We start from the raw sequence: 25,031 nt of genomic DNA on the forward strand, positions 1-25,031 counted from the left end.
GGCTGAAGCTGTGAAGAAATCGCTCCAGTGGAGCGATTTTAAGCCGAAGGTTGAGCACGGCGGAGCCGCGCGCAGACTGCGGAGGTTCCCTGCGGCAAGCTCCACCCATTCACTTCCCTGTCGCCCGTCCTACTCACCGCCAACAACCTCATCGACAACGCCAGACCTCACCAAATCCTCCGTACTCGGAAACCAGATGCCCGACGAGGGGGCGAGGAAAACCTGCGCAAGAAAGTCCTCTGATATCCCTTGTTGGCGATAGAATTTGATTTCTTTTTCCTGTTCGCCTTTGAGGTCATACTGCGGAAACGGGGTTTGGAGTTCAAGCTTGTACTGATGAAAGCCAAGCTGGGCGTTTGGGCCGAGGTGGCGTTTGGCGCCGCCGATGAAGGCGGTTGTGCAGGCTGATTTGCAGGTGTCAAACACATAGGTATTGAGCTTCCGGTCGCGGATCAGGTAGGCGACACCGCGCCCTTCATAGATATGCCCGCCCTCACTATGCAGCACAACCCCGGTGACGGTGGGGGTTTGATCGACAAGGGCGGTGAGTTTTTGCGTCATGCCAAGGGTAAATATCCCGGCAATATGAATGCGTTTGCCATCCGGACTGAGGCTTAGCGTATATTGACGTGCACGGGCATCCTCAAGGGCGGTTGGGCTTACGACGATAAACCGTTCTGGCGCCAAGGCGCGGAAAGAGGTGGCAATGCTGAGTGCTGTGAAGGCGAGACAAAGCGCAATCGCACCATAGGCAACGACTGTCCAAATGCCGGAAAGACTGCTGGTTTGCTGCCCGGTGGCGCACAGCACGCCGACCACTTGCCAGACGAAGACAACACCATGCCCCAGAATGATGAAAAGGATGGTCGCCATCAGGGCGTCGGTGCGGTCAGCGATAAAGGGGGGAAGTGTATATCGGTCGGCAAACAGGAGGAGGGCGCGCAGCCCGACCAAGTTGATCAACAGCGCATAGATAAGCGCATGCTTCCCCTGCCAGTGATCCCGGATATAGCGCAACCGATCTTTCCCTTAAAAGTTCAGATCCTTTTTTCAGGGTACAGTTTTATCACTGTGTAGAATGGTATGATACGTGCTCATCAAGCAGACAGGTCGATTTGAGGTTATGCCGCAAATCGACATCAAGGTTTCTAGATAGCAGAAATAGCATATGAACTTTCGACAAATACTAATAGTAGATGAAGTTATACATGTGAGAATTTTAATGTATCTTGATTGGATGATCAATTTAAACATCGGTGTGGTGTCGCGTTATTAGATATGGTGAGGGGGATGTGTGGTGCAAGAAGAGCCGAATATTTCAGACTTTTTCGAGACGATGAAAGCCCGCTTCGAGAAGTGCTTAGATCCGACTTTCTCCTGTAAAAAACCAGCTATTAAAGCCCATTCTGTGCAAAACGCCACGTCTTTGGGATTTATCGCAGAGAAGAACCATGTCTGCGAGTTGAGAATGAGGATTAAAAACGGACAGCCAGAGTGTGTTTTCGAGAGAGTTGGTCGCAATCAAGCCTCGACGTTTATGGGATTATGTGCGGAGCACGATGCCGAGATATTTAGACCTATAGATACGAATCCTCTCTCACTAGATGATAAGGAGCAACTTTTTCTTATTGCCTACCGTTCCGTCACGCGAGAACTACACGTAGTGATGGAGGCCGCAATGCGTCTGCAAATGGTGCTTCAGCGTCAGGTGACGGCTGGTGTGGTGTCAAAGGATGCGCCCTCGCCGGCGATGATTGAAGCAACTGCTCATATGATTAAGGCATGGGGCGTTTGGAAGCATCGCTTCGAATTCTATGATCAGCCTTTCGTTAAAAGCCAGTTTGCCCAAATTCTCCATTCAAGTTTCATCATTGAGAATGCCAACCCTGTTTTGGCGTCTTCTTCGTTCTTTTCAGTCGATGAAAAAGGATGGGGTAAACGTTTTGCTGCTGTTACTTTAAACGTTATTCCAACCTCGTCATCCCAATCTATCGTGATCGTTAGTTATCCCAAGGAACAGTCCAGTAAGGCTCGTCGATATGTATCCTCGATATTTACAAAGAGAGGGGACCAACGATTGCGAGCACTTTCTCAAATGTTGATCAACCGAGCCGAGAATTTCTTTGTTTTGCCATCACAAGTTGAGAGTTGGTCAGAAGAAAAACGGACAGCTATTGAAAACGCGTTTGTAGCTAATGTGATCAATGAGAAACCAGAAAAAACATCAGTAGACCTTATGTTGTTCTAATTGTGCAATAGAGGTAGAAAAAATCTCTGATGGCGGAGTTTTTACAAAAAAGCTCCGCCATCAGAGAGCCGATGTTCTGCTAGATTTACTATTTTGGGATACATAGTACGTTTAAACGACACGTTTACTTTACTCTTCTGGGGTAGCGTTTCGATATTCAATAGTAGCTTAGCGAATGAGTTTGGGGGAGCCGAAATGGCAGAAACAGAAATTGAATGGACAGACGCAACTTGGAATCCAGTTGCGGGATGTTCAGTTATGTCTGCCGGTTGCACCAACTGCTATGCAATGAAAATGGCAAAACGGCTCGAGGCAATGGGGGTCGATAAATATGCTGACCTCACCAAAACTGTTAATGGGCAAGCTGTCTGGACAGGGAAAGTTAGAGAAGACGAGAAGTCTTTACAAACGCCACTTTCATGGAAGAAGCCGCGGAAAATATTTGTCAATTCTATGAGCGACTTGTTTCATGATGAAGTGAGTGACAAGTTCATTACCCAAGTATGGGATGTGATGGCTTCTGCATCTCATCATCACTACCAAATCCTCACGAAGCGACCGGATCGAATGCGCGACTTATTGTCAAGTTGGGGCCGTGAACCTCTTCCAAACGTGTGGTTAGGAACGAGTGTCGAGAATGCAAAGGTTGCTAAGCGAGTAGATGACCTCAGAGACGTTCCCGCAGCTATACGTTTTATTTCGTTCGAGCCTTTGATTGGTAGTGTAGGTGCTATCAATCTTCGAGATATTCATTGGGCTATTGTCGGTGGCGAGAGTGGTTCCAACGCTCGACCGATCAAAGAGGAATGGATTGATCTTATTTACGATCAGTGCACTATTTACGATACTGCCTTCTTCTTTAAACAGTGGGGTACTTGGGGAGCGGATAATAAAAAACGTTCGAAAAAAGCGAACGGTCGAACCTATAAAGGACGCACTTGGGACGCGATGCCTACGCAGGCACTTTCTATTTAGGGTCGCGTTTTGTTTGTTTTCGTTATATGAGTGATTTCTTGGGTTTAGATAATCGTTGAGAAAGAGCGCTGGTTAAAGCTCTAATAAATTAACTTCTCTGGATTGGAATAGTTTTTATCTGCAATTCGGTTGAAAGGAAAAGTATTGGATCGATCAATGCCGAACAATTTTAGTTGGAGGCCAGGTTCAGCTCTTCCAAGCATTGAAAATCACTCGCGCCGAAAATTAGATGTATTGAGGGATTATCTCAATGTTTACTTCGATACTGTTGTTACCAATCCAAGACAAGATTGCCTTAATATTACTCTAGTAGATGGATTCTCAGGTGGGGGAGCTTATCAAGGTTCTGGTTCGATTGAACATGGTAGCCCGCTTGTACTGTTGAATGCGGTAGAGCAAGCAAGAGAGCGAATTAACCGTAATCGCAAGAAACCTCTCGATATTAAAGCTCGATTTGTATTTGTCGATGACAACATAAATCATGTTGAAGCACTTAGAGAGCGTTTGTTTCAGGAAGGGTTTGGGGCGCTAGTAGGAACAGAAATCTCACTGATCCATGGACGTTTTTCCGCGGAACTACCAAAAATTTTAAAATTGATCAGAGCCAACCAGAGAGTCGGTAGGTCTATATTTTTACTGGATCAATTCGGTTACAAAGATGTACCGATGTCCAGTATCAATTCTATATTTTCAGAATTAGAGCGACCAGAAGTTTTACTTACATTTGCAATCGATAGCTTCCTAAACTACTTGCAAGACAATTCTGCGTCACTGGACCTATATAGGCAGTTCGGAATAGATCAGCAGTTTATCACTGAGTGGCAAGCAAACAAAAGTGATGAAGCATTGGGGCGCTTGATCACCCAGAGAGCGCTGATGAACAACATCCAGTCAGGTGGTGGAGCAAACTTTTTCACTCCCTTTATGTTGTGGTCTCCTACTGACAATCGATGGATGATGTTTGCTCATATGGCACAGCACCAAGCAGCACGTGACAAAATGCTTGGGGTGCATTGGGCGGCGCAGAACTCATTTAAGCATATTGGTAAAGGTAGTATGTTCAGTTTAGGTTTCGACACTCGATTGATCGAAACTAAAGATTCTCTATTTGATTTCACAGAGCATGACAGAACAAAGTTAAGAGACGAGCTACTTGAGGAAATACCAAGAGAAGTTTCTAGTTTTATGGTTAACGGATATTTACCTGTTGAGATGTTTTTGGAGCGGGTTGGTAACCGCACCGCAGCTACAAACTCTGACTTGTTTAGTGCCATCAAGGAGCTTTCGATTGCCAGAGAAATTGAAATACGCTCAAAAAGTGGGGCTTTTAAACGAGTAGGGTCTCAGGTCGGGAAGAATGATCTGATTTATCTTCCGCTACAGAGAACCTTGTTTTCCCTTAAATAGTTTCTCTCTTGCCTCATAAAAAAACACCCCCAGCCAACCGACCGGGGGTGTTCCCATCTCAGAGCCCAAAAGCTCCAATCCAAATCATCTCAAAGGCACAAAGCCTTACTTCAAATCAAACCGATCCGCATTCATCACCTTGACCCAAGCCGCGACGAAGTCTTTAACAAACTTCTCGTGGTTATCATCTTGAGCATAAACCTCGGCATAGGACCGCAGGATCGAGTTTGAGCCAAACACCAGATCAACGCGGGTGGCGGTGAATTTGGTGGCGCCGGACTTGCGATCAACGATGTTATAAAGGTTGTCGCCCACCGGTTTCCAGCTGTTTGCCATGTCGGTCAGATTGACAAAGAAGTCATTGGTCAATTTGCCCACCCGGTCGGTGAACACACCGTGTTTGGACCCACCATGGTTGGTGCCAAGCACACGCATGCCGCCAACAAGCACGGTCATTTCAGGGGCGGTGAGGCCCAGAAGCTGGGTACGGTCGAGCATCATTTCTTCCGGGCTGACGACATAGTCTTCCTTGACCCAGTTGCGGAAACCATCGGCCAAAGGCTCCATCGCGTCGAAGCTATCGGCATCGGTTTGATCATCGGTGGCGTCCCCACGGCCCGGTGCAAATGGGACCGAGATGGTGACACCGGCATCATGGGCGGCCTTTTCAACCGCAGCCGTGCCGCCAAGGACGATCAGATCGGCGAGGCTGACTTTCTTGGCCAAACCGGACTGGATGCCTTCAAGGGTTTTAAGCACCTTGGCAAGGCGTGCCGGTTCATTGCCCGCCCAATCCTTTTGCGGGGCCAAGCGAATGCGTGCGCCATTGGCACCACCACGCATGTCCGACCCACGATAGGTGCGCGCAGAATCCCACGCGGTTGCAATCAGCTCGGCGGAGGTCAGACCCGATGCCAGAAGTTTGGCTTTAAGGTCGGCGATTTCGGCGTCAGACAGCGTGTAATCCACCGTCGGGATCGGGTCCTGCCAGATCAGGTCTTCTGCCGGAACGTCCGGGCCGAGGTAGCGCGCCTTCGGGCCGAGGTCACGGTGGGTCAGTTTGAACCACGCGCGGGCAAAGGTGTCGGAGAAATATGCCGGGTCCTTGATGAACTTCTGGCAAATCGCGTTATAGGTCGGATCGACCTTCATCGCCATGTCGGCATCGGTCATGATCGGCATGCATTTGATCGACGGGTCTTCGACATCGACCGGCATGTCTTCTTCTTTGATGTCGATTGGCATCCACTGCCATGCGCCTGCCGGGCTTTTTTTCAATTCCCATTCATAGCCGAACAGAAGATCAAACCAGCCCATATCCCACTCGGTCGGGTTTTTCGACCATGCGCCTTCGATGCCAGACACCACAGTATCGCGGCCAATGCCGCGGCCCTTGGTGTTCATCCAGCCCATGCCCTGTGCGGTGACATCGGCGGCTTCGGGCTCTTCACTCAGGTTGGCGGCATCGCCGTTACCATGGCATTTGCCAATGGTGTGGCCACCGGCGGTCAGGGCGGCGGTTTCTTCGTCGTCCATCGCCATGCGGGCAAAGGTTTCGCGGACCTGCTCGGCGGTTTTGGCCGGGTCGGGCTGGCCGTTCACACCTTCGGGGTTGACGTAAATCAGGCCCATCTGAACAGCCGCCAGCGGGTTGGCCATGGTTGATGGGTTGGCAACATCGTCATAACGGCTGTCACTTGGTGCCAGCCATTCTTTTTCCGCACCCCAGTAAATGTCCTTTTCCGGGTGCCAGATGTCTTCGCGGCCAAAGGCAAAGCCAAAGGTTTTCAAACCGGCGACTTCATAGGCAATGGTGCCCGACAGAATGATCAAATCCGCCCAGGAGATTTTGTTGCCGTATTTCTTTTTGATCGGCCACAGAAGACGGCGGCCCTTATCGGTATTGACGTTATCGGGCCAGGAGTTAAGCGGGGCGAACCGCTGATTACCGGTACCACCACCGCCACGGCCATCGGCAAGACGATAGGACCCGGCCGCATGCCATGCCACGCGGGCGAACATGCCGACATAGCTGCCCCAATCGGCTGGCCACCAATCCTGACTGTCTTTCATCAGCGCACGCAGATCGTTTTTAAGCGCCTCGACATCGAGTTTTTTGAGTTCTTCGGCGTAATTAAAATCCTTGCCCAGCGGATTGACCTTGGTGTCATGCTGATGAAGGATGTCAAAATTCAGCGCATTGGGCCACCAATCGGTAACCGTGGTGCCCAGCGCGGTTTGACCACCGTGCATTACCGGACATTTGCCTGCTGTGTGTTTTCCGTCCATTTCTCTCTCCCGTCGTGGCTTGAGATGTTTTAAACAGCCTCTTGACCCATATCGTGCAGCCGTAAAAGCGATGCGGATTACGCTACGAAACCTTGTGGGGTGCCGTATTGTATCGCCTTCTGGTTGGTGTCTCCCGAGATGTTTATGTGACCAAAACCATTATGATTGCAGTTGTATTTCTACGGTAGGATTTCATGTTCAAAGGTAATGATCAACTCAGAGAGTGCAACAAGACAAGGCCCTTAAATTACGTTCTGACCGTTTTTGCCGTCAGAAACACAAAGGTACCGGTGGGGAATGGATAGGTAAAATAGTTATTTTTGTTATTTTTGATAGTTTCAGTCGATGGACTGCGTCTTGGTGTTTGCTGTTGCCCGCGCCTGAGCCTAGACTGCGGGTAACGCCTTTGCCCATCGGGCTTTTTTCATTTTCCATTGTGGCAGGTCGCCGGTTTTCGGCGTTACGCCACACAGAACGGATCGCGTAGCAAGCATGTCTCATTCTTCCAAGGGTGCCATCTATATGGCCGCAACGGCCAATCTGTTGATTGCTGTGGCCAAGTTTGGCGGGGCGGCGATTACTGGCTCAGCCGCGATGATGTCAGAGGGCATTCATTCGCTGGTCGATACCGGCAATCAGGGGCTTTTGCTTTTGGGCCTCAAACTGTCGGCCAAGGAGGCGGATGAAAAACACCCGTTTGGCTATGGCAAGGAAACCTATTTCTGGTCGTTCCTTGTGGCGGTGATGATTTTCGGGCTTGGGGCTGGTGTGTCGATCTGGGAAGGGGTGGATAAGGTGATCCATCCCCATGCGCTGGATGTGCATGTGGTGGCATCGTTTTTCGGGATTGATATCCGCACCTATCACGTGGTGTTTTCGATCCTTGTGATTGCCATGGTGCTTGAGGGGGCGGCATTCCGCACCGCCTATCGGACCTTCCGCGCACAACACCCTGATATACCGATCCTAAAGGCGGTCCACAGCAGCAAGGACCCGACCGTATTTGTCATACTATTTGAAGATTCCGCGGCCTTGCTGGGGTTGGTGGTGGCGTGCATTGGCATTGCGGCGGCCTATGGTTTTGATATGCCCGTCCTTGATGGGCTGGCGTCGATTGTGATCGGCATTATCTTGGCGGTCACCGCGTTCTTTCTTGCGGTTGAGTGCAAGGGGCTTTTGATCGGCGAAAGTGCCAGCGCACAGAGCCGCAAAAAGATCGACAATATTGTCTCGGCCATTCCCGGTATTTTGCAGGTCAATGAGATCATCACGCTGCATCTTGGGCCGCAAAACCTGATTGTCTGTATCAGTGTTGATTTTCGCGACAGGCTGACCTCGCCAGAGGTTGAAGCAGCCGTATCGCGGCTTGAAATCGATATTCGCCATGCCGTGCCGGGCGTTTCCAAGGTGTTTATCGAGGCGCAAAACTGGCTGTCGCATCAGGACCTGCTTGATCAGGTGCGCGCGGCCAAGGAAAGCCAAAATACCGGCCACCCGTCATAAAGCCGTCGGGGCGGATTGACCCGCCGCCCGGCAAATTGTATGAGGAATAAAATCAAGCAACGATATCGAAGGGCAAGGAGCCGCGTCACCGATGGAACAAAAGACCTTGCCAAGCTGGATCGCGGTTGACTGGGGCACGTCCAACCTGCGGGTCTGGGCGATGGATGATAGCGCTAACATCCTTGCCACCCAAAGCAGCCCGCTTGGCATGAATGCGATTGCGGGTGATGAAAAACTGTCGTTCGAAGGGGTTTTGATCGACCTGATTGATCGGTGGTTGCCCACAGATGTGCCCGATGGTCAGGCGATCCCGGTGGTGATTTGCGGCATGGCCGGGGCCAAGCAGGGCTGGCGTGAAGCACCCTACTGCGAAGTCCCAACGGCACCGGCGGATCTGGCGATGGGGGCTGTCCGGCCCGATGTTGCCGATCCGCGTATTTCAGTTTCCATTCTGCCCGGTCTGTGTCAGCGCGGCGATGCCGATGTGATGCGCGGCGAGGAAACCCAGCTTGTCGGGTTTATGGCGCTGCATCCCGATTTTTCTGGCTGGGTCTGTTTGCCCGGAACCCATTCAAAATGGGCGCGCTTGTCGGATGGTCAGATTACCGCGTTTCGCACCTATATGAGCGGCGAGGTCTTTGCCCTGTTGTCGCAAAATTCGATCCTGCGCCATTCGGTCGATGAGACGTGGGATGACGGGGCCTTTGCCGATGCGGTGCTGGCGGCCAAGGCGCAACCCAGCGGATTTCTCCATAGCCTGTTTACGGTACGCGCCGGTGCCCTTGTTGCCAAGGATGGCGCGGTTGTGCCACCGGGGGCGTCGGTTCTGTCCGGGGCGGTGATCGGGGCGGAAATTGCCGATGTGCTCGGCCTGCTTAAGGCGGGGGATGAAATCGCGCTGATCGGGGCGGGAAAGCTGGCGTCGCTGTATCAGGCGGCCTTGCTGGTCCACCATCATAAGGCCGTTCCGATGGATGGGGCGGCGATTACGCTGGCCGGGTTGACCCGTGCGCACCGCGTTGTCATCGGATAGGCCGTTATGACCAGATCGCTATGACCAGATACGGGCTCACACGGGCCTGAAACAGAATTACAGCCCGATTGACGGGCCTTACATACAGGATGACAGACATGGCATATCCGACACCGGTTAATGATCAGATCAGCGACGCAGCAACGCCAAACGGCCATCGCAAACTGATTGCGATCCTGCGTGGGGTCACGCCGGATGAAGCGGCGGATATGGCGCGCGCACTGGTCGCCGCCGGGATCACCATGATCGAGGTGCCGCTGAATTCGCCAGAACCCCTTAAAAGCATTGCCCTGATGAAACAGGCGGTTGGCGATGCGGCCCTGATCGGGGCCGGGACAGTTTTGACCGCCGATGACGTCGCCAAGGTGAAGGCCGCCACGGGGGAGTTCATTGTCTCGCCCAATTGCGATACCGACGTGATCAAAAAGACCAAGGAACTGGGCATGGGATCATGGCCGGGCGTGTTGACACCAAGCGAATGTTTTGCCGCGATCAAGGCCGGTGCCGATGGGCTTAAGATTTTCCCCGCCAGCATCATTGGCGCGGATGGCATCAAGGCAATGCGCGCGGTTTTGCCCGCAACCATGCCGGTCTATGCGGTTGGCGGTGTTGGTACAGATGATTTTGCCACCTATGCCAAGGCGGGCTGTGATGGATTTGGCCTTGGATCAGGCATCTTTAAACCCGGCATGACGGTCGATGATGTGTCCAGGGCGGCTGTTGCCTATGTCGCGGCCCATGACGAGGTGTTTGGCGCCTGAGGATCGACCATTTTTCTTTGGATTTAAGTGGGTACCGTTCCAGTCAGTCGGAGACGTCGCGGACTGCTCCTAATTGAGGGCTTGTAACCATCGTCAGGATATAGGAAATTAGCAGGGTTCCTGTTGACGGAAAAAATTCCAGCATGTGACATCAAATGCATCAACCGGATCCACTCTTTGGGGGAGGAGTGTCATTTCCGGGGAAACAACAGTGAGCTATCTTCTCAATCATCAGGTATTTGCATCGCAGGACCTTCATCTGGCGCGTGATGTTTTGTCTGATCTGAATAGTATTGACGCCCTTGATGCGATCGGTACGAACCGTAACGTGGATGTTGCTATCCATTTTGCCGAGCTTGCAGGCATTGGGTTGATATATGCGTCCTTTGGTGGCGGGCGCGTTTATATTGAAACGCCTGCTATCGACGAAGAAAATCTGTTTTTTATGTTTGTGACCAGCGGTTCTGCGCAGGTCCAGCATGGGAAGTATGAATGCAATATTTCGTCTGACCTTGGGCTGGTCCGCAATATGCGTTTGCCGTTGTCGGCGACGGAGGACAACTTTTCTACACTTGGGACGCAACTGTCGCTTTCTTTGCTGCGTGCGCACGCGCAATCCTTGACGGGGCATGACGTCATCCGCAGCGATCTGGTTTTTGATCCAGCCCTTGACCTGACGCGACCCGAAACGCGACACGTCCGCGATACGCTGCAATATGTGGCAACGGCACTTGATGGGCCGCTCACACAGTTTGATGGCCCGCATATCCGCACTGAATTGCGCGACATGCTTTTAACCAACATTTTGATGTTGCTACCAAATTCATATTCGGACGTGCTGAATGGCAGACCCGCACCGATGGCGATGCCCCATTACGTCAAACGCGCGCGTGACTATATTCACGCGCATGCGGCGCAACCTATTGGTCTGCAAGAACTTGTAGAATATTCGGGCTGCAGTTATCGCACCTTGCAATCCGCATTCGGAGAGACATTCGGCATGTCCCCGATGGTCTATGTCAGAATGGTGCGCCTGAACGGGGCGCATAATGACCTTCTGGTTGCCGAAGACGGCGATACTGTTGCGACCATCGCGCGCAAATGGGGATTTGCGCATATCGGCCGTTTTGCCGCGATGTATGCGCGCCAGTTTGGGGTTATTCCGTCCGAAACCCTGCGCCGACGGTTTTGATATTCAGGTTGTCTGGTTCCACAAGGCTGTCTTGCATCTATCACGGACAGTTAATTGAACCAAACCCGACCGAGCCGGTAATGGTTGCTGCGTTTAGGGCGTCAGCCGCATGGCTGCAACTTTCCTGTCGCAGATCGGTATTGGCACGAAAGTCCCATGACGCGGTGTTTGGCGCTTAAGGCGGTTATGGTCCGCAATTAGCCGCATTGGTATAAGATACAACTCCGCCGGTACCGACCGAGTTCACGACACATGAACCATTAGTCACCGTGTTGCCGGTAGAGCCGGACTGAATATTGGCACCGGACAGGAGGGTGTGGGCAACGGTTCCTGCTGCGGATGCCGTTGCATCAAGCGTGTTGTCGGTGATTGTGACACTTGAGTTCGTGATGTTAAGCGTGGACGAGATGTTTGATGCCGTACGGCTCTTGAGCGTGTTACCGCTGATTGTGATGTTCGTGCTGTTAACGACACGGATCGCATGTGCGGTCACACCGCCGACACCGGTCTGATTAACGGTGATGGTGTTGTTGATCAGCCTTGCACCATCAACACTTACGATCCCAATACCAATAGCATTGTCTGTGGTGTCAGAATCAGACACGGTCATCCCGGTAAGAGTACTGTTATCGGCCATGGTGATGGTGCCATTGGCTGCCGTCGGGGTGCCGGAAATTGTGGCCCCCGGTGTTGTTAACGTGGCTGTTTTCCCCGAAGGGCTGCGAATACTTAATGTGCCGGCGCCCATCAGGGTCTGACCGCTTTGCAAAGTTGTTGTCGTTGTGCCAGTGGAGTAATTGCCCGATAGAATGACTGTCGAATTGTTGCCTGCGGCTGCAACCGCTGCGGCCAGTCCTGCACCCGTTGTTGTTTTACTATCGAGAACCGTAATGGTTTGGCCATCGGCGGTTTCCGTTACCGTTTCGGGCGCACCAAAAGCGCCAGACTGACTGACAACGTCGATGTCGCGAATGACCGGGTCAGTCATTCGGCGCTCCATAGGTGTCAGGCGCGAGGCGGTTCTGCCAAAGAACTGCAAGGGGATGCGAAGTCTGGCGGTTATAAAACCTTGTGATCCGCGCGGATCGTCATGTTGCCATTCGCTGCCAAGCGAAAAGCGCGATCCCGTCCAGAGCCACGAAACTTCGTCGAAGGTAAGTTCACCGCGGAAACGTGGACCTGTAATATCGTCCACATTGTCTGCAGAAAAGTGATAGCCACCGGCAAACAGGCGTATTTGCTGCGGCTCTTCCGGTTTGTTGACCGGAAGACGCCAGCCGATCTCGGCATCAAATCCCGACATGCTACGTTCTTCGCCAGCCTGAAAACTGATCGAGGTTCCTGATATGGATACGTCGTTCAAAGTGTCGACGGAATGAAGCTGCCGTCCCTGCGGCAAATAGGCATTGCCGCGAATATCCCAATCTGTCGACAGGGCCTCAAGTCCCAATGTGACCTGATTGAAATAGTTGTCCCATTCGGTTTTACGACGGTCAAAATAGGCGATGCCTCCAACGTTCCAACCGCTTTCAAGCATGTGGCGCACACCAAGCCCGAAGTTGCCTTCCTTGCTGTTGCTATCATCAAGGCGGGCACGCAGATTGGTGAAAAGCATTGTGTCGTCATTTTGAAGCAGCGGAACGAACAGATCTGTTTCGCCAAGGCTGCGATCCGTGCCAGCTTTACCCTCAAGATCGATATGCGAACCCCATTTGTCGCTGGTTGTCGCTGTTTGCGCATAAGCGCCAGATGCCGTTAAAACGGTGCTACCAATCAGAATGCCAAGCAGGAATTTCTTTTTCATCTGTCCAGTCATCCCCATTCACGACAGCACGAACGCACCACAATGATTGTGGCGGCATAGAACGCTGTGTGCTTTTTTTGTTCTCTTGGGAGGAAGGCTTGATCTCGGCGATGATTTTGCGCCCATCCTCTGTTTTCTCAAAGTGTCTCTAATGAGAATGGGCACTGCAAACCACGCACGTGGTTTATCATTTTCGAATGTCGGATAACGGGTGGGCATCTGTAAGGCGTAAACTTGGGTATCTTCGGTTACGACAGACCAATCTCATGTCCATCTTTTTAAAGAGGGCGGTGCGCAGATGCGAATAGGAAAGCACGGGATCGTACGTTTTTTGACCATAAGTGGATAATCGTTGCGTAAAGTGGATATCGCAGACCATATGGCGCATGTCGGCGATCAATGTATTTGCCGTTGAAAATCGAATTGTCATGAACGGCGTTTGACCCGGCGGTCAAGTGCGGGCTAAATTCCTGCCATTGTAAGAATTCCAAAAATGGGAGGATCCATTGGATCTGGGAATTAAGGGCCGTAAGGCGATTGTCTGTGCATCATCCAAGGGGCTTGGCCGTGGCTGTGCGATCAAGCTGGCCGAAGCCGGTGTTGACCTTGTGCTTAATGCGCGGTCCGAAGGGCCGTTGAATGAAACGGCGGAATATATCCGTGATACGTTTGGTGTAAACGTCACCACGGTTGCCTGTGACATCACCACCGAAGAAGGCCGCAACAAGGTTCTGGCCGCCGTTGATGCGCCCGATATTCTGGTCAATAATGCCGGTGGTCCGCCTCCGGGTATCTGGTCCGACTGGGGACAGACCGAATGGGAAGCTGCGGTTCAGTCCAATATGCTGACGCCGATCTTGCTGGCCACTGCCGTCCTTCCGGGCATGATTTCGCGCCAGTGGGGCCGGATTGTGAATATCACGTCGGGGTCGGTTAAATCGCCAATTCCGCATCTGGGTCTGTCGAACGGTGCACGTGCGGGGCTGACCGGTTTTGTCGCCGGGACGTCGCGTCAGGTCGCCAAGGATGGGGTGATCATGAACAATCTTTTGCCCGGTCAGCATGATACCGACCGCATCAATGCCCTGATGACCAACAAATCGAAAAATGAAGGCATCAGCCTTGAAGACGCGCGAACCAAGACGCAGGCCGGTCTTCCGACCGGGCGTTTTGGTGATCCGCTTGATTTCGGGGCGACCTGTGCCTTTATGTGCAGCGAACATGCGAAATTCATGGTCGGGCAGAATGTGTTGCTAGATGGTGGGGCCTTCAACTCCACCCTCTAATGCGTCCCATGCTGGTTTGAAAACGGCTGGCTTCTGTGTTTTCGGTTCACGTACTTTATGTATGCGGTGCGCCGGTTCTCGAAGTCAGTCGTTTTCGCCACAGCATGAAACGAATTCCAACATATCACGGAGCGGACGACAAAGGATGGCAGGGTAGAAAATGGCATCTTTTACCTTTGTCTATGTGCTGCGCGAGGTGGGGTTTGATCCGGCATCAAGCCGCAGTAAACTGCCGCGCACCTATGTCGGGTGGTCCACCGATGTTGCGGCCCGCCTTGCGACGCATAACAGCGGCAAGGGGGCGAAAACCACGCGGGGCCGACAGTGGGATCTGGTGTATGTAGAACGCTTCAGAACCTTTGGTCAGGCGATGAGCCGTGAGTGGCATCTCAAGCGCGATCGCAAGCTGCGCAAGATGTTGGCAGGTGGATAAAGCCCCATACCTTGTCTTGGTATTTTGACAAGAATGTTGTTGAAAACAGAGCTTGCATCATCGCGCCAAGTAACAGATATCTGCTTGCAAATATGTTTTAAAACCGGGGTGACACCAGATCATGGCAATCGTTCGCAAAAATCCACTGAAACTCAATAAACTGCAGCTCCGCACGCTTGTGCTGGCACAGATCGTCGCACGCGATGAAAATTCCGGTCAGATCGACGAGGCGACTGGCGAAGGCACGCTGTTGCGTGTGCCCCATGCCCATGGCGATCATGTCCATGTCGGGCAGTTCACCGTTGCCGCACGCGATGCCAGTGGCTTTGATAACCCCGCCGTCTGGGTTGTGCTGACCCGTAAAGGTCTGGTCAAGGAAGGCTATCCGGGCAGCATCGTTCTGACCAGGGACGGCATGGAATATGATACCGGCCTTGGCGATCATTTCCTTGAAGAAAGCGATCACTAAAACAACACACGTTTTAGCCTGAACGACAAAGCCCCGCATTTGCGGGGCTTTTTGTTGGGCTTTGATGGGAAAGTTATTTTTGGTGAATGAACTTTCCATCGCGAATGGTCACGAAATAAATGCCCCGGTTGCCATCCCCGAACTGGTCAAACATCAGTTCCTGATTAAGTCCGGGGTGCGGTGGCATGGTCACCAGCGCATCAGAAAGGCGTTGATCGGGATGTTTGGTTTTGAGGGCTGCAAAAAGCACGGTTGCCGCATCATACGTTAAAACCGCAGTATATCCGGGGTGCTCATCAAACATTGCGGTATAATCCGCAACGAATTTCTGAAAACGCGGATTTGGGTCATAGCGATCATAGGCCTGAACAAGTTCCATGCCCTCGACCGCATCCCCGCCCATATCAATCAGTGTTTCCGATCCGGCCCATTCGGCCGCAGACAGCACAATATCATCGGAAATCTTACGGATTTCCTTGGATAAACGCGCACTGTCAGCACCATTGGTAATCAAAATGATGCCATCGGGTTTCTCGGCCAGAAGTTTTTGGGCAATGTCGGAAAGCGGTGTGTCATCGACATTGATCCAGACCTTGGAAACAACCCGGCCATTAAGCGCATCAAATTCCAGCAGAAATTCATGATACCAGCTTTCGGTGAAGGCTTCGTTCTCACCGTCAAGCGCAATGGCAACCCGTTCACGGCCAAGTTCGATATTGTGACGCGCATAGGCACGCGCATTCTGAGTGGTGGTCGAATTCATGCGAAACAGATTGTCTCGAAAACCGGCGAATTCAGCCGCCGATACAGTTGGCGAGATCGTGACGATATCAAGCTCGTTAATCACCGGCAGCATGGCCATCCCGATGGAACTTATGATCGGGCCGACAATGGCATCAACACCAAGTTCCTTGAATTCCCGGACATGTTGTTGGGCGACATCCGGGCTTTTTTGATCGTCACGCGGGATGATTTCGATCATCCGGTCGTTGATCCCCCCTGCGGTGTTGATTTGCTGGGCGGCAAGTTTCAGCGCATTGAGCGATGCGGTCCCGGTGTCTTCGCCTGCACCGGATAATTCGGCAATAAACCCGATTTTAACCGGCCCGGATTGATCGCAGGACGCCATGAAAAAACAGCCGATAAACACAGTAAACAGGCTTCTGATAAACGTCATTCGGCGCCTTGCCTTATTGATTGATTGTTGCTTTTGTCATCATCAGGAAACGGGTTTTGTCAGACGCATTAAGTATGAGGGGGCAGGCAGATATCTTTGGATATGGCGTTGCGGCGGCTGTGCTTCAACGGGGATATGATGTGAAATTAATAGGTTCTTGACTCTAACCAAAGTCGCGTCGGGCTTGCAAAACCCGGCCAAAGGTCGTCATCAGGCAAAGTGCGCCAAAGATTACCGCGATCTGGGGAAACCATTTCGGAAAAGCACACATCAGACACAAAACAAAAATGGTTTCACTGCCTTCGGTGATGCCGGTCAGGTAATAGAAACTTTTCTTGCCCTGTTTGTCGTGATTGCGATCCTGTTTGGCCGCAACAATGGCATAGGCCAGAAAACTCGACCCCGTGCCGACAAAGCAGAAAATCAGGAAGGCCGCCATCAACGCATGCTCAGGACGTCCGATGGCAAAGGCCAAAACGATCCCGGAATAAAACAGAAAATCGGCAACGATATCGTAATAGCCGCCCAGATCGCTTTCCTGACTTTTGGCCCCCGGATGGCGCGATCGGGGCGCTGCATGGCGGGCAACCGCCCCATCCAGGCCATCCATGATCCGGCTGGCAAGGATCAGGCCAAGGGCGACGTAATCAAGCTGAAGGATAAGCGCACCGGCCGCAAGCAGGCCGAGGAAAAAGCCAAACCCGGTGATCACATTTGGCGTAATGCCGGTCCCCGAAAGGGTTCTGGCAACCGCATTGAGCGGCCTATCAATCAGCGGGCGCAGGCGGGCATCAAACATAAGCGGATCATCCGGTTAAACCATTGCGGCGGCAACTATATGCTGAACGTCCGACAAATGAAAATCACCAGATTACAAATCCATCAATAGACATGCGGGCGTCCCGGTTTACTGGCCCGCCGGGATCAGATTGTAATAGGGGCTATCTTCCAAAACAGCTTCATCAACCTGAATGAGCTTGTTTTGGCGAATGACGGCCTGGACTTCCTTGACATACACCTCGCCGCGCTCGGAATAGCGGGTCAGGGTTTCGGCCAGTGCCATGCCCGAAAGCGGTTTGTTTTCGGCATTCATCTTGGCACGTAATGTGCGGAACTCTTTATAAGCCGATCCGGTGTTGAGGTTCATCATATAGGCGCGCACCGACCCGAACGGCGTTTTGAACGCGGCGATTTTATAATCGCCCAGATTGCTGCGTTGTTCTTCGGGCGTGATGCCTTCCCCGTCATAGGTCCACTGCCCGAACAGCGCATTGCCATGGGCGGCAAACCGTGATGTGCCCCAGCCACTTTCAATCGCCATCTGCGCCATGGCAAGCGATGCCGGAACGGGGCCGATACGGTTTTCAAGTTCGGCTATGGTCGCCGGATCGTCCGGGGCGGAGGAAATGCGATACTGACTGGCGAGTTCGCCAATGACAGCGCTATCATTGTTGGAAATGGCGTCTTTCAGGGCTTTTTTCTGAAAGGCGATTTCTTCATTTGCCAACAATGTCAAAGGTCCAAGCGTGCGGAAGAAAACACGCTTTTTGGCAGCGACTGTCAGTTGATCGGCAATGTCATCGCGCCATGCCTCCGGGATGGTTTGCAAAAACAGGCGCGGAATGGTGCGCTCCCCTGCGTCCCAGCTTTCTGGTGTGTATCCAAGATCGTTATAAAAACTCTCAAGCTGTTTATAGCCATGGAGTTCCACACGAATGATATCCGTCGGGGCCGGAACGGGCAGGGTGATATCGGCGTGGGCAAGCTTTGCACCGCCAGCTGCGATACAGGCCGCAAGGATGGCAGCACTCCCACATTTACGCATGACGGTGTGATACTTCAACATGCCGCGTCTCCTGCTTTCGGTGTGTCGCCCAAAGGTGTTTGAAAGAAATATACCATTGGCCACCGGCCCGGTCGATGAATTCCCGAGGCTGTAGGGTATTTGTCATGTTTCGGGGTGGGAGGGCCTGCGCAAAAAGCAGGAACGTCACCCACATCAGGGGGCGGACACTTAACCTTGAATGATCTGGGTGACGATGGCTTGGGCTCTGAGCACGAATTACCCGCGCAGGTCTTGCAGACGTTTGCGCTGTGCACCGGTTTCATCGAAATTATCGGGTGATATCCATGCTTCGAACGCAGTGCGGAGTGCGGGCCATTCTTCGACTGTGATCGAAAACCATGCGGTGTCGCGGTTCCGGCCCTTATAGACCATGTGGTTTCGGAACGTGCCTTCATAGCTAAAGCCATAGCGCGCCGCCGCTGCGCGTGACGGGGCGTTATGATCATCGCATTTCCATTCATAGCGCCGATAACCCAGCTCATCAAAGGCACGCTTCATCATCAGATACATCGCCTCGGTCCCGCCGATGGTCTTTGATAGGGCCGGGGCATAATTGATATTGCCAATCTCAACCACGCCATTGGCCGCATCAATGCGCATGAAGGCCGCAACACCGACGGCCTTGTTGGTCGCCACATCAATGATGGTATGGAGCATCGGATCAGCATTGGCCGCCATGCCGACCAGCCACGCCTTGTAAGATGCAAAATCGTCAAATGCGTGCGTTGAAAGATAGGTAAAGCGCGATCCATCCGCAGCCTTGCCGTTGGCATCAAAGAGCTGCTGCGCATCACGTTCAACATCAATCGGGCTGACAATCACGTGGCGTCCGGTCATGTCTGTGCGCGGCGGAAATTCGCATCCCGACCAATTTTCAATCGGCAGGCCAACGGGTTTACCAAAGTCATCTTTGTGGGGCGCGGTCATCGGGGCGGTGTCCTGTGTGTGGTAATCAAGGTGCCAGCATGGTCAAAATTGGCTCTATATAAAAGAGCCAGTTTTGCAAAATTAATGGGGCCAATGTTTTGTGGGCCTTGATCATCTTTTCCGAAGGGCTTTGTTCTTCCAATGGGGGCGCACCAACAGAAAACCCGGCATTCGCAAATGCCGGGTTTTCTTGACGTTGGATCTGATGAGGGATCAGATATCGGGATACCACGCACCTAGAACGCCGAATTCTTCGAGTTTGGCAACGATGATCTCAGCAGCCTGTTCGGCACTTTGGTCCGCTGTGCTGACCACGATCTCGGCATTCTCCGGCTTTTCATACGGGCTATCGATGCCGGTAAAGTTGGCGATCTCGCCGGCACGGGCCTTTTTATAAAGGCCCTTTACATCGCGCTGTTCACACACCTCAAGCGGGGTGTCGATGAAGACCTCGATAAACTCGTCTTTCTCCACCAGACTGCGCGCCAGCTGACGTTCGCTTTTGAACGGCGAGATAAAGGACACCAGCGTAATGACGCCTGCATCAACAAACAGCTTGGCGGTTTCACCCACCCGGCGGATGTTTTCCACCCGGTCGGCATCGGTAAAGCCAAGGTCCTTGTTCAGGCCATGGCGGACATTATCGCCATCAAGCGTATAGGTATGTTTGCCCATGGCATGGAGCTTTTTCTCCACCATATTGGCAACGGTTGATTTACCTGCACCCGACAGGCCGGTGAACCACAGAACAGCCGATTTTTGGCCTTTCTGATAGGCACGCGCCTGCTTGTTGATGTCCATTTCCTGCCATTTGATGTTGGTCGCACGGCGCAGCGAATGGTTGACCATGCCCGCACCAACAGTGGCATTGGTGAAGCGGTCAATAATGATGAAACGCCCGGAATGACGGTTGTCGTCATAGGGGTCAAAGGCCAGTGCCTTATCGGCCGAAATATTGGCAATCCCGACTTCATTGAGCTCAAGCGTCTTGCCCGCCATATGTTCGAGCGTATTAACATTGACCTTGTATTTAAGGTCGCTGATCTGCGCATTGGTGACCTGTGCGCCCATCTTGATCAGATAGGGACGACCGGGCAGCAAATGATCATCATGCATCCAGATGATGCGCGCTTCGAACTGATCGGCAAAATCGGGTTTGGCATCGGCTTGGGCCAAAACATCGCCGCGCGAAATGTCGATTTCATCAGCAAGGGTCAGGGTCACGGCCTGACCGGCAATGGCCTCATTAAGGTTGCCGTCAAAGGTCACGATCTCCTTGACCGTGCTGGTCTGGCCCGATGCGGTGACAATAATCTCGTCACCCGGCTTGATCCGGCCCGATGCGATGGTGCCGGAAAAGCCCCGGAAATCAAGGTTGGGACGGTTGACCCACTGCACCGGAAGGCGGAATGGCTTTTCAATCGCATCCTGTTCGACCTGAACGGTTTCAAGATGGGCCAGCAACGTCGGGCCGGAATACCACGGGGTGTTCGGGCTGGCCTCAATCATGTTATCGCCGCGAAGGGCGGATAACGGAATTGCCGTGATGGAGGCATAGCCAAGGTCTTTGGCAAATTCCTGATACTCGGTAACAATGCGATCAAACGTCGCCTGATCATAATCGACCAGATCCATCTTGTTGACCGCCAGCACCACATGCTTGATCCCAAGCAACGAGGTGATAAAGCTGTGACGGCGCGTCTGGGTCAAAATGCCCTTACGCGCATCGATCAGGATCACCGCGACATCGGCGGTCGATGCCCCGGTGGCCATGTTACGGGTGTATTGTTCGTGGCCGGGGGTGTCGGCAACGATGAATTTGCGCTTGTCGGTCGAGAAGAAGCGATAGGCGACATCAATGGTGATGCCCTGTTCGCGTTCAGCCTGAAGCCCGTCAAGCAGAAGCGCAAAATCAATCTCCCCGCCTTGGGTACCAACTTTGCGGCTATCAGATTCAAGGGCGGCCAACTGATCTTCAAAGATCATCTTGGAATCCCAAAGCAGACGGCCAATCAGGGTTGATTTCCCATCATCGACACTGCCGCACGTGATGAAACGCAGCAGGCTTTTTTCTTCCTGGGATTTCAGGTAGCCGAGAATGTCATCAGCAATAAGTTCCGACTGATGCGCCATTAGAAATACCCTTCCTGCTTTTTCTTCTCCATCGACCCGGCTTCGTCATGGTCAATCATGCGACCCTGACGTTCACTGGATCGGGTCAGCAGCATTTCCTGAATGATATCGGGAAGTGTCGTGGCTTCAGACTCAACCGCCCCGGTCAGTGGGTAGCAGCCCAATGTACGGAACCGCACCGATTTCATTTCGGGTGTTTCACCGGCACGAAGCGGCATGCGGTCATCATCAACCATGATCAGCGTGCCATCACGCTCAACCACCGGGCGTTTGGCCGAATAATACAGCGGCACAATCGGAATTTGCTCAAGATAGATATATTGCCAGATATCAAGCTCGGTCCAGTTCGAAATCGGGAACGCACGAATACTTTCCCCCTTGTTGATCCGGGCGTTATAGATATCCCACAATTCCGGGCGCTGATTTTTCGGATCCCAGCGATGGGTTTCGGTGCGGAAGGAAAACACACGTTCCTTGGCACGTGCTTTTTCCTCATCTCGGCGTGCCCCGCCAAAGGCCGCATCGAACTTGTATTTGTTCAATGCCTGTTTTAGCGATTGGGTTTTCATCACATCGGTATGCAGGCTCGACCCATGGGTGAAGGGGCCAATGCCCTGATCAACACCGTCCTGATTGATGTGAACAATCAGCTCAAACCCGTATTCCGCCGCCACCTTGTCGCGAAACTCGATCATCTCGCGGAATTTCCAGGTGGTATCGACATGCATCAACGGAAAGGGCGGCGGGGCCGGATAAAACGCCTTGCGCGCCAGATGCAGCAAAACAGACGAATCCTTGCCGATGGAATAAAGCATCACCGGGCGTTCAAACGATGCCGCCACCTCGCGGATGATATGGATACTCTCAGCCTCAAGCTGGCGGAGATGGGTCAGATTAGGCTGCATTCTCTTTCCTGACGATTAATCAACACAAATTTATGTGTTTATAATTGTATTTCACTTATCTTTGATGGGTAATATGGAATGACCCGTAAGGCAAGTGTGATTTATATATTTACACAAATTTTTGTAGTCAGATTAAATTCAACATCACAATGTGTGTTTAATATGTTCGAAACAAGGCTGCAAGCCTGACATTTGGCGTGCATGGTAATTATAAGCTGAATTTTTGGATGGAGCCCCGCCGATGGCTGACTTTTGAAGTTTCTTGTCATGCTAGGAGATAGGCTTTAGACCTTTTGGCCTAAGATAGATGGTGCATTCGGGGGGGAGGGGATGGCAAAAGATAGCAGCGAACAAGCATTAGTTGAAGCCCTTAGGGTGAAGTCATCAAATGATCAGATGTGCGGGATTTGGATGACGACTCTTCGTGTCGTTATTTCTCGATGGACCACATTAGTCATCCTGTTTCTTTCCCTTGCCATACTGAAGATTCAGGTGGTTATTTTCCCTTTTTTCTTCATGGGGGTGCTCGCTCCTGTTGACGGATTTGCTTGGGAAATGGCTAAAATATTAGCGTTATACGTCGGCTGTGCTTGGGATTTTTCCCGTGCAGAGGTGTCATGGAACTGGAAGCAGATACTAGATTTTATGTTTAAGGTACTTCTTCTTGCCGTGCTGATTGAGTTTTCAGGTTCCTGGTACTTTTCCCCCGAAAACAACACAATGTTTGGTGGGGAGGTTAGGCTTACCGAATTGTCTCAAGATGATGAGATGTCTGAATTCTTTTGGGTCCTCTGTGCATTCCTGACAAAATGGTTGTGGACATTAAGCTTTGTTGTGTTGCTGGGTACGGGATTGCCCGCAGCTTTAATCGCGAGCAAGCAAGGTTTCAAAAGAACACTCGCACGTGGTTACGTGGCAGCAGTTTATATCATTTCACGGACTCTCATCGGACCAATTCCCGTTTTGGCTATCGCGATTGTTTGGGCCGGGATTATTTCCGAACTGGCCCGGTCTCTGGTTCCTCGCCTTAACCTAGATCCATCGCAAAAAATAGAGTTTCTGAGTTACACAGTAATGCTGTCACTGGTGAACAATACGATTGTGTTTCTGGCATATGTGATGTTGGGAATTGTTCTTTCTCGTGGATATCAACTTGGTGAACGTCGTCTTGAGGCATCTTCCTGATCTCGCCACACCGGCTTGCGCAGATTTACGCAACTGCTGTGCAAAATTGCCAATTCTGAAAACGGATTGGTCAGTGCACTGTGTCCGCGAATGCCCGATGGGGCTATATCGTAGGATTTGAGGTCACAGTGTTTCGCGTATGGTTCCGGTTTACACAGGCGTCGGGTCTGTTTTTCTCCTCCATGTTTACCGCACGGCTTGCCGATCAGTTTCTTTTATTTGTTGTGCCGCTTGTGGTTTATCAGACAACCCAAAGCGTTTCGCTGTCGGGGCTTGCCTATGCGGTAGAAACATTGCCACGTGTTTTGTTCTATCCTGTGTGCGGGGTTCTGGCTGATCGGTATGCACCCTTGCGCCTAATGCAGGTAAGTCAGATTGGCCGTGCTTTGATTTGCGTTTTGGGGTTGATCGGGTTTTCGTTGTTTGGCGGGCTTGGCTGGGTGGTTGGAATATCCGCCCTTTGCGGGCTTCTAACCACGCAGGGTTTCATGGCGCGTGAGGTCATGCTGCCGCAGATTTTTGCCCATGCACGATTTGAAAAAACTCAGTCGATTTCGCAAAGTGTCAATCAAACCAGCATCGTTGCCGGGCCGCTTCTGGCGGCAAGCCTATTTGCAATCAGTGATTGGCAAACAGTTGTCGTGATTGCCGCCATCCTGTTTGTCTGTGCCGAGATTTCCATGATGATCTGGCGACGGGCCAACAGGACGCCGATTGTGGCAACGGATGACCGCAATGCGTCATGGATCATTCCATTTAAGACGGCATTTTCACATCTGGTTTATCTGCCAGGTTTAAAGCGGGTGATTGCACTTACGGCGAGTGTGAACCTGATTTTCGGTGTTACGCTGGCGACGTCTGCGGCCATGGTTACCGGGCTTTATGCACAAAGCGAAGAACACTATGCCCTGTTACAAACCGTTGGGGCGGTGTTTACGATTGTTGTCCTGATGATGGCAGGTGCCAGCCGCCTTTCGATTGGCATGATCGGATTAGTATCGTTTTCCGGTGTGTTGATCGGTGGCATTGTCACCGCGATCAGCCCGGATTACTGGCTTTATATGGTCGGCTTTGCAATCGTTCTGGGCTTTGATGGTATGTTCAATATCTATATCCGGACCGTGCGTCAGAAAATCATTCCGGCCAAGGATTACGGCAAAACGACGGGGGTGATTATCCTGTTTAACAACCTGACCCAACCACTGGCAGGCGTTCTGGTTGGGCTAACAGCCAGTGTCGCGCAAACGGGGGGACTGATTCTCGTTCTATGCATTGTGACGGCGCTCGGCGGTCTTTTGCTGTCCCTGCCTCGGCTTTTTGCCCGAACGACCGGTTGAGGCCTTCAATGTCAGATTATAGTTTTACACCAGTTGGTTAGATGATGTGAGGGTGCAAGTGTGGTTGGCTTCTTCGGGGAAGTCATTGTAATTTTATTTCAAAATCAGGCGACGTAGAAAA

General features: G+C 52.0%; 21 protein-coding genes. 12 read left to right on the forward strand and 9 right to left on the reverse strand.

All coding sequences use genetic code 11. From position 1 onward, the window contains the following. Nucleotides 1-129: 129 nt before the first annotated feature. Entirely contained in the window at nucleotides 130-1,017 is an 888-nt protein-coding gene (locus tag COO92_RS17860) for a COG3904 family protein (RefSeq protein WP_101304371.1), read from the reverse strand. A 280-nt stretch (nucleotides 1,018-1,297) separates the two neighbouring features. Between COO92_RS17860 and COO92_RS17865 the strand changes: the two genes are divergently transcribed. The 3 genes from COO92_RS17865 (at nucleotide 1,298) to COO92_RS17875 (ending at nucleotide 4,630) form a co-directional block, all read left to right on the forward strand. Then, nucleotides 1,298-2,248: a hypothetical protein gene (locus tag COO92_RS17865; protein ID WP_101304372.1), complete on the forward strand. Its 951-nt coding sequence runs from the start codon at nucleotides 1,298-1,300 to the stop codon at nucleotides 2,246-2,248. Nucleotides 2,249-2,443: 195 nt separating this feature from the next. Further along, nucleotides 2,444-3,223, forward strand: a complete 780-nt coding sequence (locus COO92_RS17870) for a DUF5131 family protein (RefSeq protein ID WP_101304373.1) — start codon at nucleotides 2,444-2,446, stop codon at nucleotides 3,221-3,223. 156 nt (nucleotides 3,224-3,379) lie between these two features. Further along, nucleotides 3,380-4,630 carry a three-Cys-motif partner protein TcmP gene (locus COO92_RS17875; protein WP_101304374.1) on the forward strand — a complete coding sequence of 417 codons (1,251 nt, stop codon included), beginning with the start codon at nucleotides 3,380-3,382 and terminating at the stop codon, nucleotides 4,628-4,630. Nucleotides 4,631-4,735: 105 nt separating this feature from the next. Here COO92_RS17875 and katG read toward each other — a convergent pair whose 3' ends face one another. Beyond that, on the reverse strand, nucleotides 4,736-6,919 hold the full coding sequence (gene katG / locus COO92_RS17880; protein ID WP_101304375.1) for a catalase/peroxidase HPI: 2,184 nt from the start codon (nucleotides 6,917-6,919) through the stop codon (nucleotides 4,736-4,738). A 492-nt stretch (nucleotides 6,920-7,411) separates the two neighbouring features. Here katG and COO92_RS17885 point away from each other — a divergent pair, with 492 nt between their 5' ends. The 4 genes from COO92_RS17885 (at nucleotide 7,412) to COO92_RS17900 (ending at nucleotide 11,408) form a co-directional block, all read left to right on the forward strand. Continuing rightward, the gene (locus COO92_RS17885; protein WP_101304376.1) at nucleotides 7,412-8,422 is read left to right on the forward strand and encodes a cation diffusion facilitator family transporter; all 1,011 of its coding nucleotides are present in this window, start codon (nucleotides 7,412-7,414) and stop codon (nucleotides 8,420-8,422) included. A gap of 91 nt (nucleotides 8,423-8,513) precedes the next feature. Then, nucleotides 8,514-9,455: a 2-dehydro-3-deoxygalactonokinase gene (locus tag COO92_RS17890; RefSeq protein WP_101304377.1), complete on the forward strand. Its 942-nt coding sequence runs from the start codon at nucleotides 8,514-8,516 to the stop codon at nucleotides 9,453-9,455. Between the two features lie 98 nt (nucleotides 9,456-9,553). After that, the gene (locus COO92_RS17895; protein WP_101304378.1) at nucleotides 9,554-10,216 is read left to right on the forward strand and encodes a 2-dehydro-3-deoxy-6-phosphogalactonate aldolase; all 663 of its coding nucleotides are present in this window, start codon (nucleotides 9,554-9,556) and stop codon (nucleotides 10,214-10,216) included. A gap of 211 nt (nucleotides 10,217-10,427) precedes the next feature. Further along, nucleotides 10,428-11,408, forward strand: coding sequence for an AraC family transcriptional regulator (locus COO92_RS17900; protein WP_165792398.1), 981 nt, complete (start codon nucleotides 10,428-10,430; stop codon nucleotides 11,406-11,408). A 184-nt stretch (nucleotides 11,409-11,592) separates the two neighbouring features. On the opposite strand, the gene COO92_RS17905 is transcribed toward COO92_RS17900, so the two are convergent. Then, entirely contained in the window at nucleotides 11,593-13,212 is a 1,620-nt protein-coding gene (locus COO92_RS17905; RefSeq protein ID WP_240626501.1) for an inverse autotransporter beta domain-containing protein, read from the reverse strand. Nucleotides 13,213-13,718: 506 nt separating this feature from the next. Between COO92_RS17905 and COO92_RS17910 the strand changes: the two genes are divergently transcribed. From COO92_RS17910 to COO92_RS17920, 3 genes are all read left to right on the forward strand, one after another. Further along, complete coding sequence (locus COO92_RS17910; protein WP_101304381.1) at nucleotides 13,719-14,498, forward strand: SDR family oxidoreductase; 780 nt, start codon at nucleotides 13,719-13,721, stop codon at nucleotides 14,496-14,498. Between the two features lie 160 nt (nucleotides 14,499-14,658). Next, the gene (locus COO92_RS17915; protein ID WP_101304382.1) at nucleotides 14,659-14,931 is read left to right on the forward strand and encodes a GIY-YIG nuclease family protein; all 273 of its coding nucleotides are present in this window, start codon (nucleotides 14,659-14,661) and stop codon (nucleotides 14,929-14,931) included. Between the two features lie 121 nt (nucleotides 14,932-15,052). Further along, entirely contained in the window at nucleotides 15,053-15,400 is a 348-nt protein-coding gene (locus COO92_RS17920) for a hypothetical protein (RefSeq protein ID WP_101304383.1), read from the forward strand. Between the two features lie 73 nt (nucleotides 15,401-15,473). Here the strand turns inward: COO92_RS17920 and COO92_RS17925 are convergent, their stop codons facing one another. The 6 genes from COO92_RS17925 to cysD form a co-directional block, all read right to left on the reverse strand. Further along, nucleotides 15,474-16,577, reverse strand: coding sequence for an ABC transporter substrate-binding protein (locus COO92_RS17925; RefSeq protein WP_101304384.1), 1,104 nt, complete (start codon nucleotides 16,575-16,577; stop codon nucleotides 15,474-15,476). 163 nt (nucleotides 16,578-16,740) lie between these two features. After that, nucleotides 16,741-17,376, reverse strand: a complete 636-nt coding sequence (locus tag COO92_RS17930; RefSeq protein ID WP_101304385.1) for a CDP-alcohol phosphatidyltransferase family protein — start codon at nucleotides 17,374-17,376, stop codon at nucleotides 16,741-16,743. 108 nt (nucleotides 17,377-17,484) lie between these two features. Beyond that, nucleotides 17,485-18,423, reverse strand: a complete 939-nt coding sequence (locus COO92_RS17935; protein ID WP_101304386.1) for a glucosaminidase domain-containing protein — start codon at nucleotides 18,421-18,423, stop codon at nucleotides 17,485-17,487. Between the two features lie 216 nt (nucleotides 18,424-18,639). Further along, nucleotides 18,640-19,350 carry a GNAT family N-acetyltransferase gene (locus COO92_RS17940; protein WP_101304387.1) on the reverse strand — a complete coding sequence of 237 codons (711 nt, stop codon included), beginning with the start codon at nucleotides 19,348-19,350 and terminating at the stop codon, nucleotides 18,640-18,642. 213 nt (nucleotides 19,351-19,563) lie between these two features. Next, nucleotides 19,564-21,483 (reverse strand): sulfate adenylyltransferase subunit CysN, encoded by a 1,920-nt coding sequence (gene cysN / locus COO92_RS17950; RefSeq protein ID WP_101304389.1) that lies wholly within the window; start codon nucleotides 21,481-21,483, stop codon nucleotides 19,564-19,566. Further along, nucleotides 21,483-22,376 (reverse strand): sulfate adenylyltransferase subunit CysD, encoded by an 894-nt coding sequence (gene cysD, locus COO92_RS17955; protein WP_244271345.1) that lies wholly within the window; start codon nucleotides 22,374-22,376, stop codon nucleotides 21,483-21,485. The genes cysN and cysD overlap by 1 nt, the downstream gene beginning before the upstream one ends. 342 nt (nucleotides 22,377-22,718) lie before the next feature. Here cysD and COO92_RS17960 point away from each other — a divergent pair, with 342 nt between their 5' ends. Next, nucleotides 22,719-23,573, forward strand: a complete 855-nt coding sequence (locus COO92_RS17960; protein WP_101304391.1) for a hypothetical protein — start codon at nucleotides 22,719-22,721, stop codon at nucleotides 23,571-23,573. 128 nt (nucleotides 23,574-23,701) lie between these two features. Then, on the forward strand, nucleotides 23,702-24,910 hold the full coding sequence (locus COO92_RS17965; protein WP_206186432.1) for an MFS transporter: 1,209 nt from the start codon (nucleotides 23,702-23,704) through the stop codon (nucleotides 24,908-24,910). Nucleotides 24,911-25,031 lie beyond the last annotated feature (121 nt).

It is taken from the genome of Thalassospira lohafexi (assembly GCF_002844275.1).
Classification (GTDB): Bacteria; Pseudomonadota; Alphaproteobacteria; order Rhodospirillales; family Thalassospiraceae; genus Thalassospira; species Thalassospira lohafexi.

Bases quoted from the DNA above. Each gene is read 5' to 3' on its own strand.
- COO92_RS17870 (WP_101304373.1), top strand. From the start codon at position 2,444: ATGGCAGAAACAGAAATTGAATGGACAGACGCAACTTGGAATCCAGTT.
- COO92_RS17875 (WP_101304374.1), top strand. From the start codon at position 3,380: ATGCCGAACAATTTTAGTTGGAGGCCAGGTTCAGCTCTTCCAAGCATT.
- katG (WP_101304375.1), bottom strand. From the start codon at position 6,919: ATGGACGGAAAACACACAGCAGGCAAATGTCCGGTAATGCACGGTGGT.
- COO92_RS17885 (WP_101304376.1), top strand. From the start codon at position 7,412: ATGTCTCATTCTTCCAAGGGTGCCATCTATATGGCCGCAACGGCCAAT.
- COO92_RS17890 (WP_101304377.1), top strand. From the start codon at position 8,514: ATGGAACAAAAGACCTTGCCAAGCTGGATCGCGGTTGACTGGGGCACG.
- COO92_RS17895 (WP_101304378.1), top strand. From the start codon at position 9,554: ATGGCATATCCGACACCGGTTAATGATCAGATCAGCGACGCAGCAACG.
- COO92_RS17905 (WP_240626501.1), bottom strand. From the start codon at position 13,212: ATGAAAAAGAAATTCCTGCTTGGCATTCTGATTGGTAGCACCGTTTTA.
- COO92_RS17915 (WP_101304382.1), top strand. From the start codon at position 14,659: ATGGCATCTTTTACCTTTGTCTATGTGCTGCGCGAGGTGGGGTTTGAT.
- COO92_RS17920 (WP_101304383.1), top strand. From the start codon at position 15,053: ATGGCAATCGTTCGCAAAAATCCACTGAAACTCAATAAACTGCAGCTC.
- COO92_RS17925 (WP_101304384.1), bottom strand. From the start codon at position 16,577: ATGACGTTTATCAGAAGCCTGTTTACTGTGTTTATCGGCTGTTTTTTC.
- COO92_RS17930 (WP_101304385.1), bottom strand. From the start codon at position 17,376: ATGTTTGATGCCCGCCTGCGCCCGCTGATTGATAGGCCGCTCAATGCG.
- COO92_RS17935 (WP_101304386.1), bottom strand. From the start codon at position 18,423: ATGTTGAAGTATCACACCGTCATGCGTAAATGTGGGAGTGCTGCCATC.
- COO92_RS17940 (WP_101304387.1), bottom strand. From the start codon at position 19,350: ATGACCGCGCCCCACAAAGATGACTTTGGTAAACCCGTTGGCCTGCCG.
- cysN (WP_101304389.1), bottom strand. From the start codon at position 21,483: ATGGCGCATCAGTCGGAACTTATTGCTGATGACATTCTCGGCTACCTG.
- COO92_RS17960 (WP_101304391.1), top strand. From the start codon at position 22,719: ATGGCAAAAGATAGCAGCGAACAAGCATTAGTTGAAGCCCTTAGGGTG.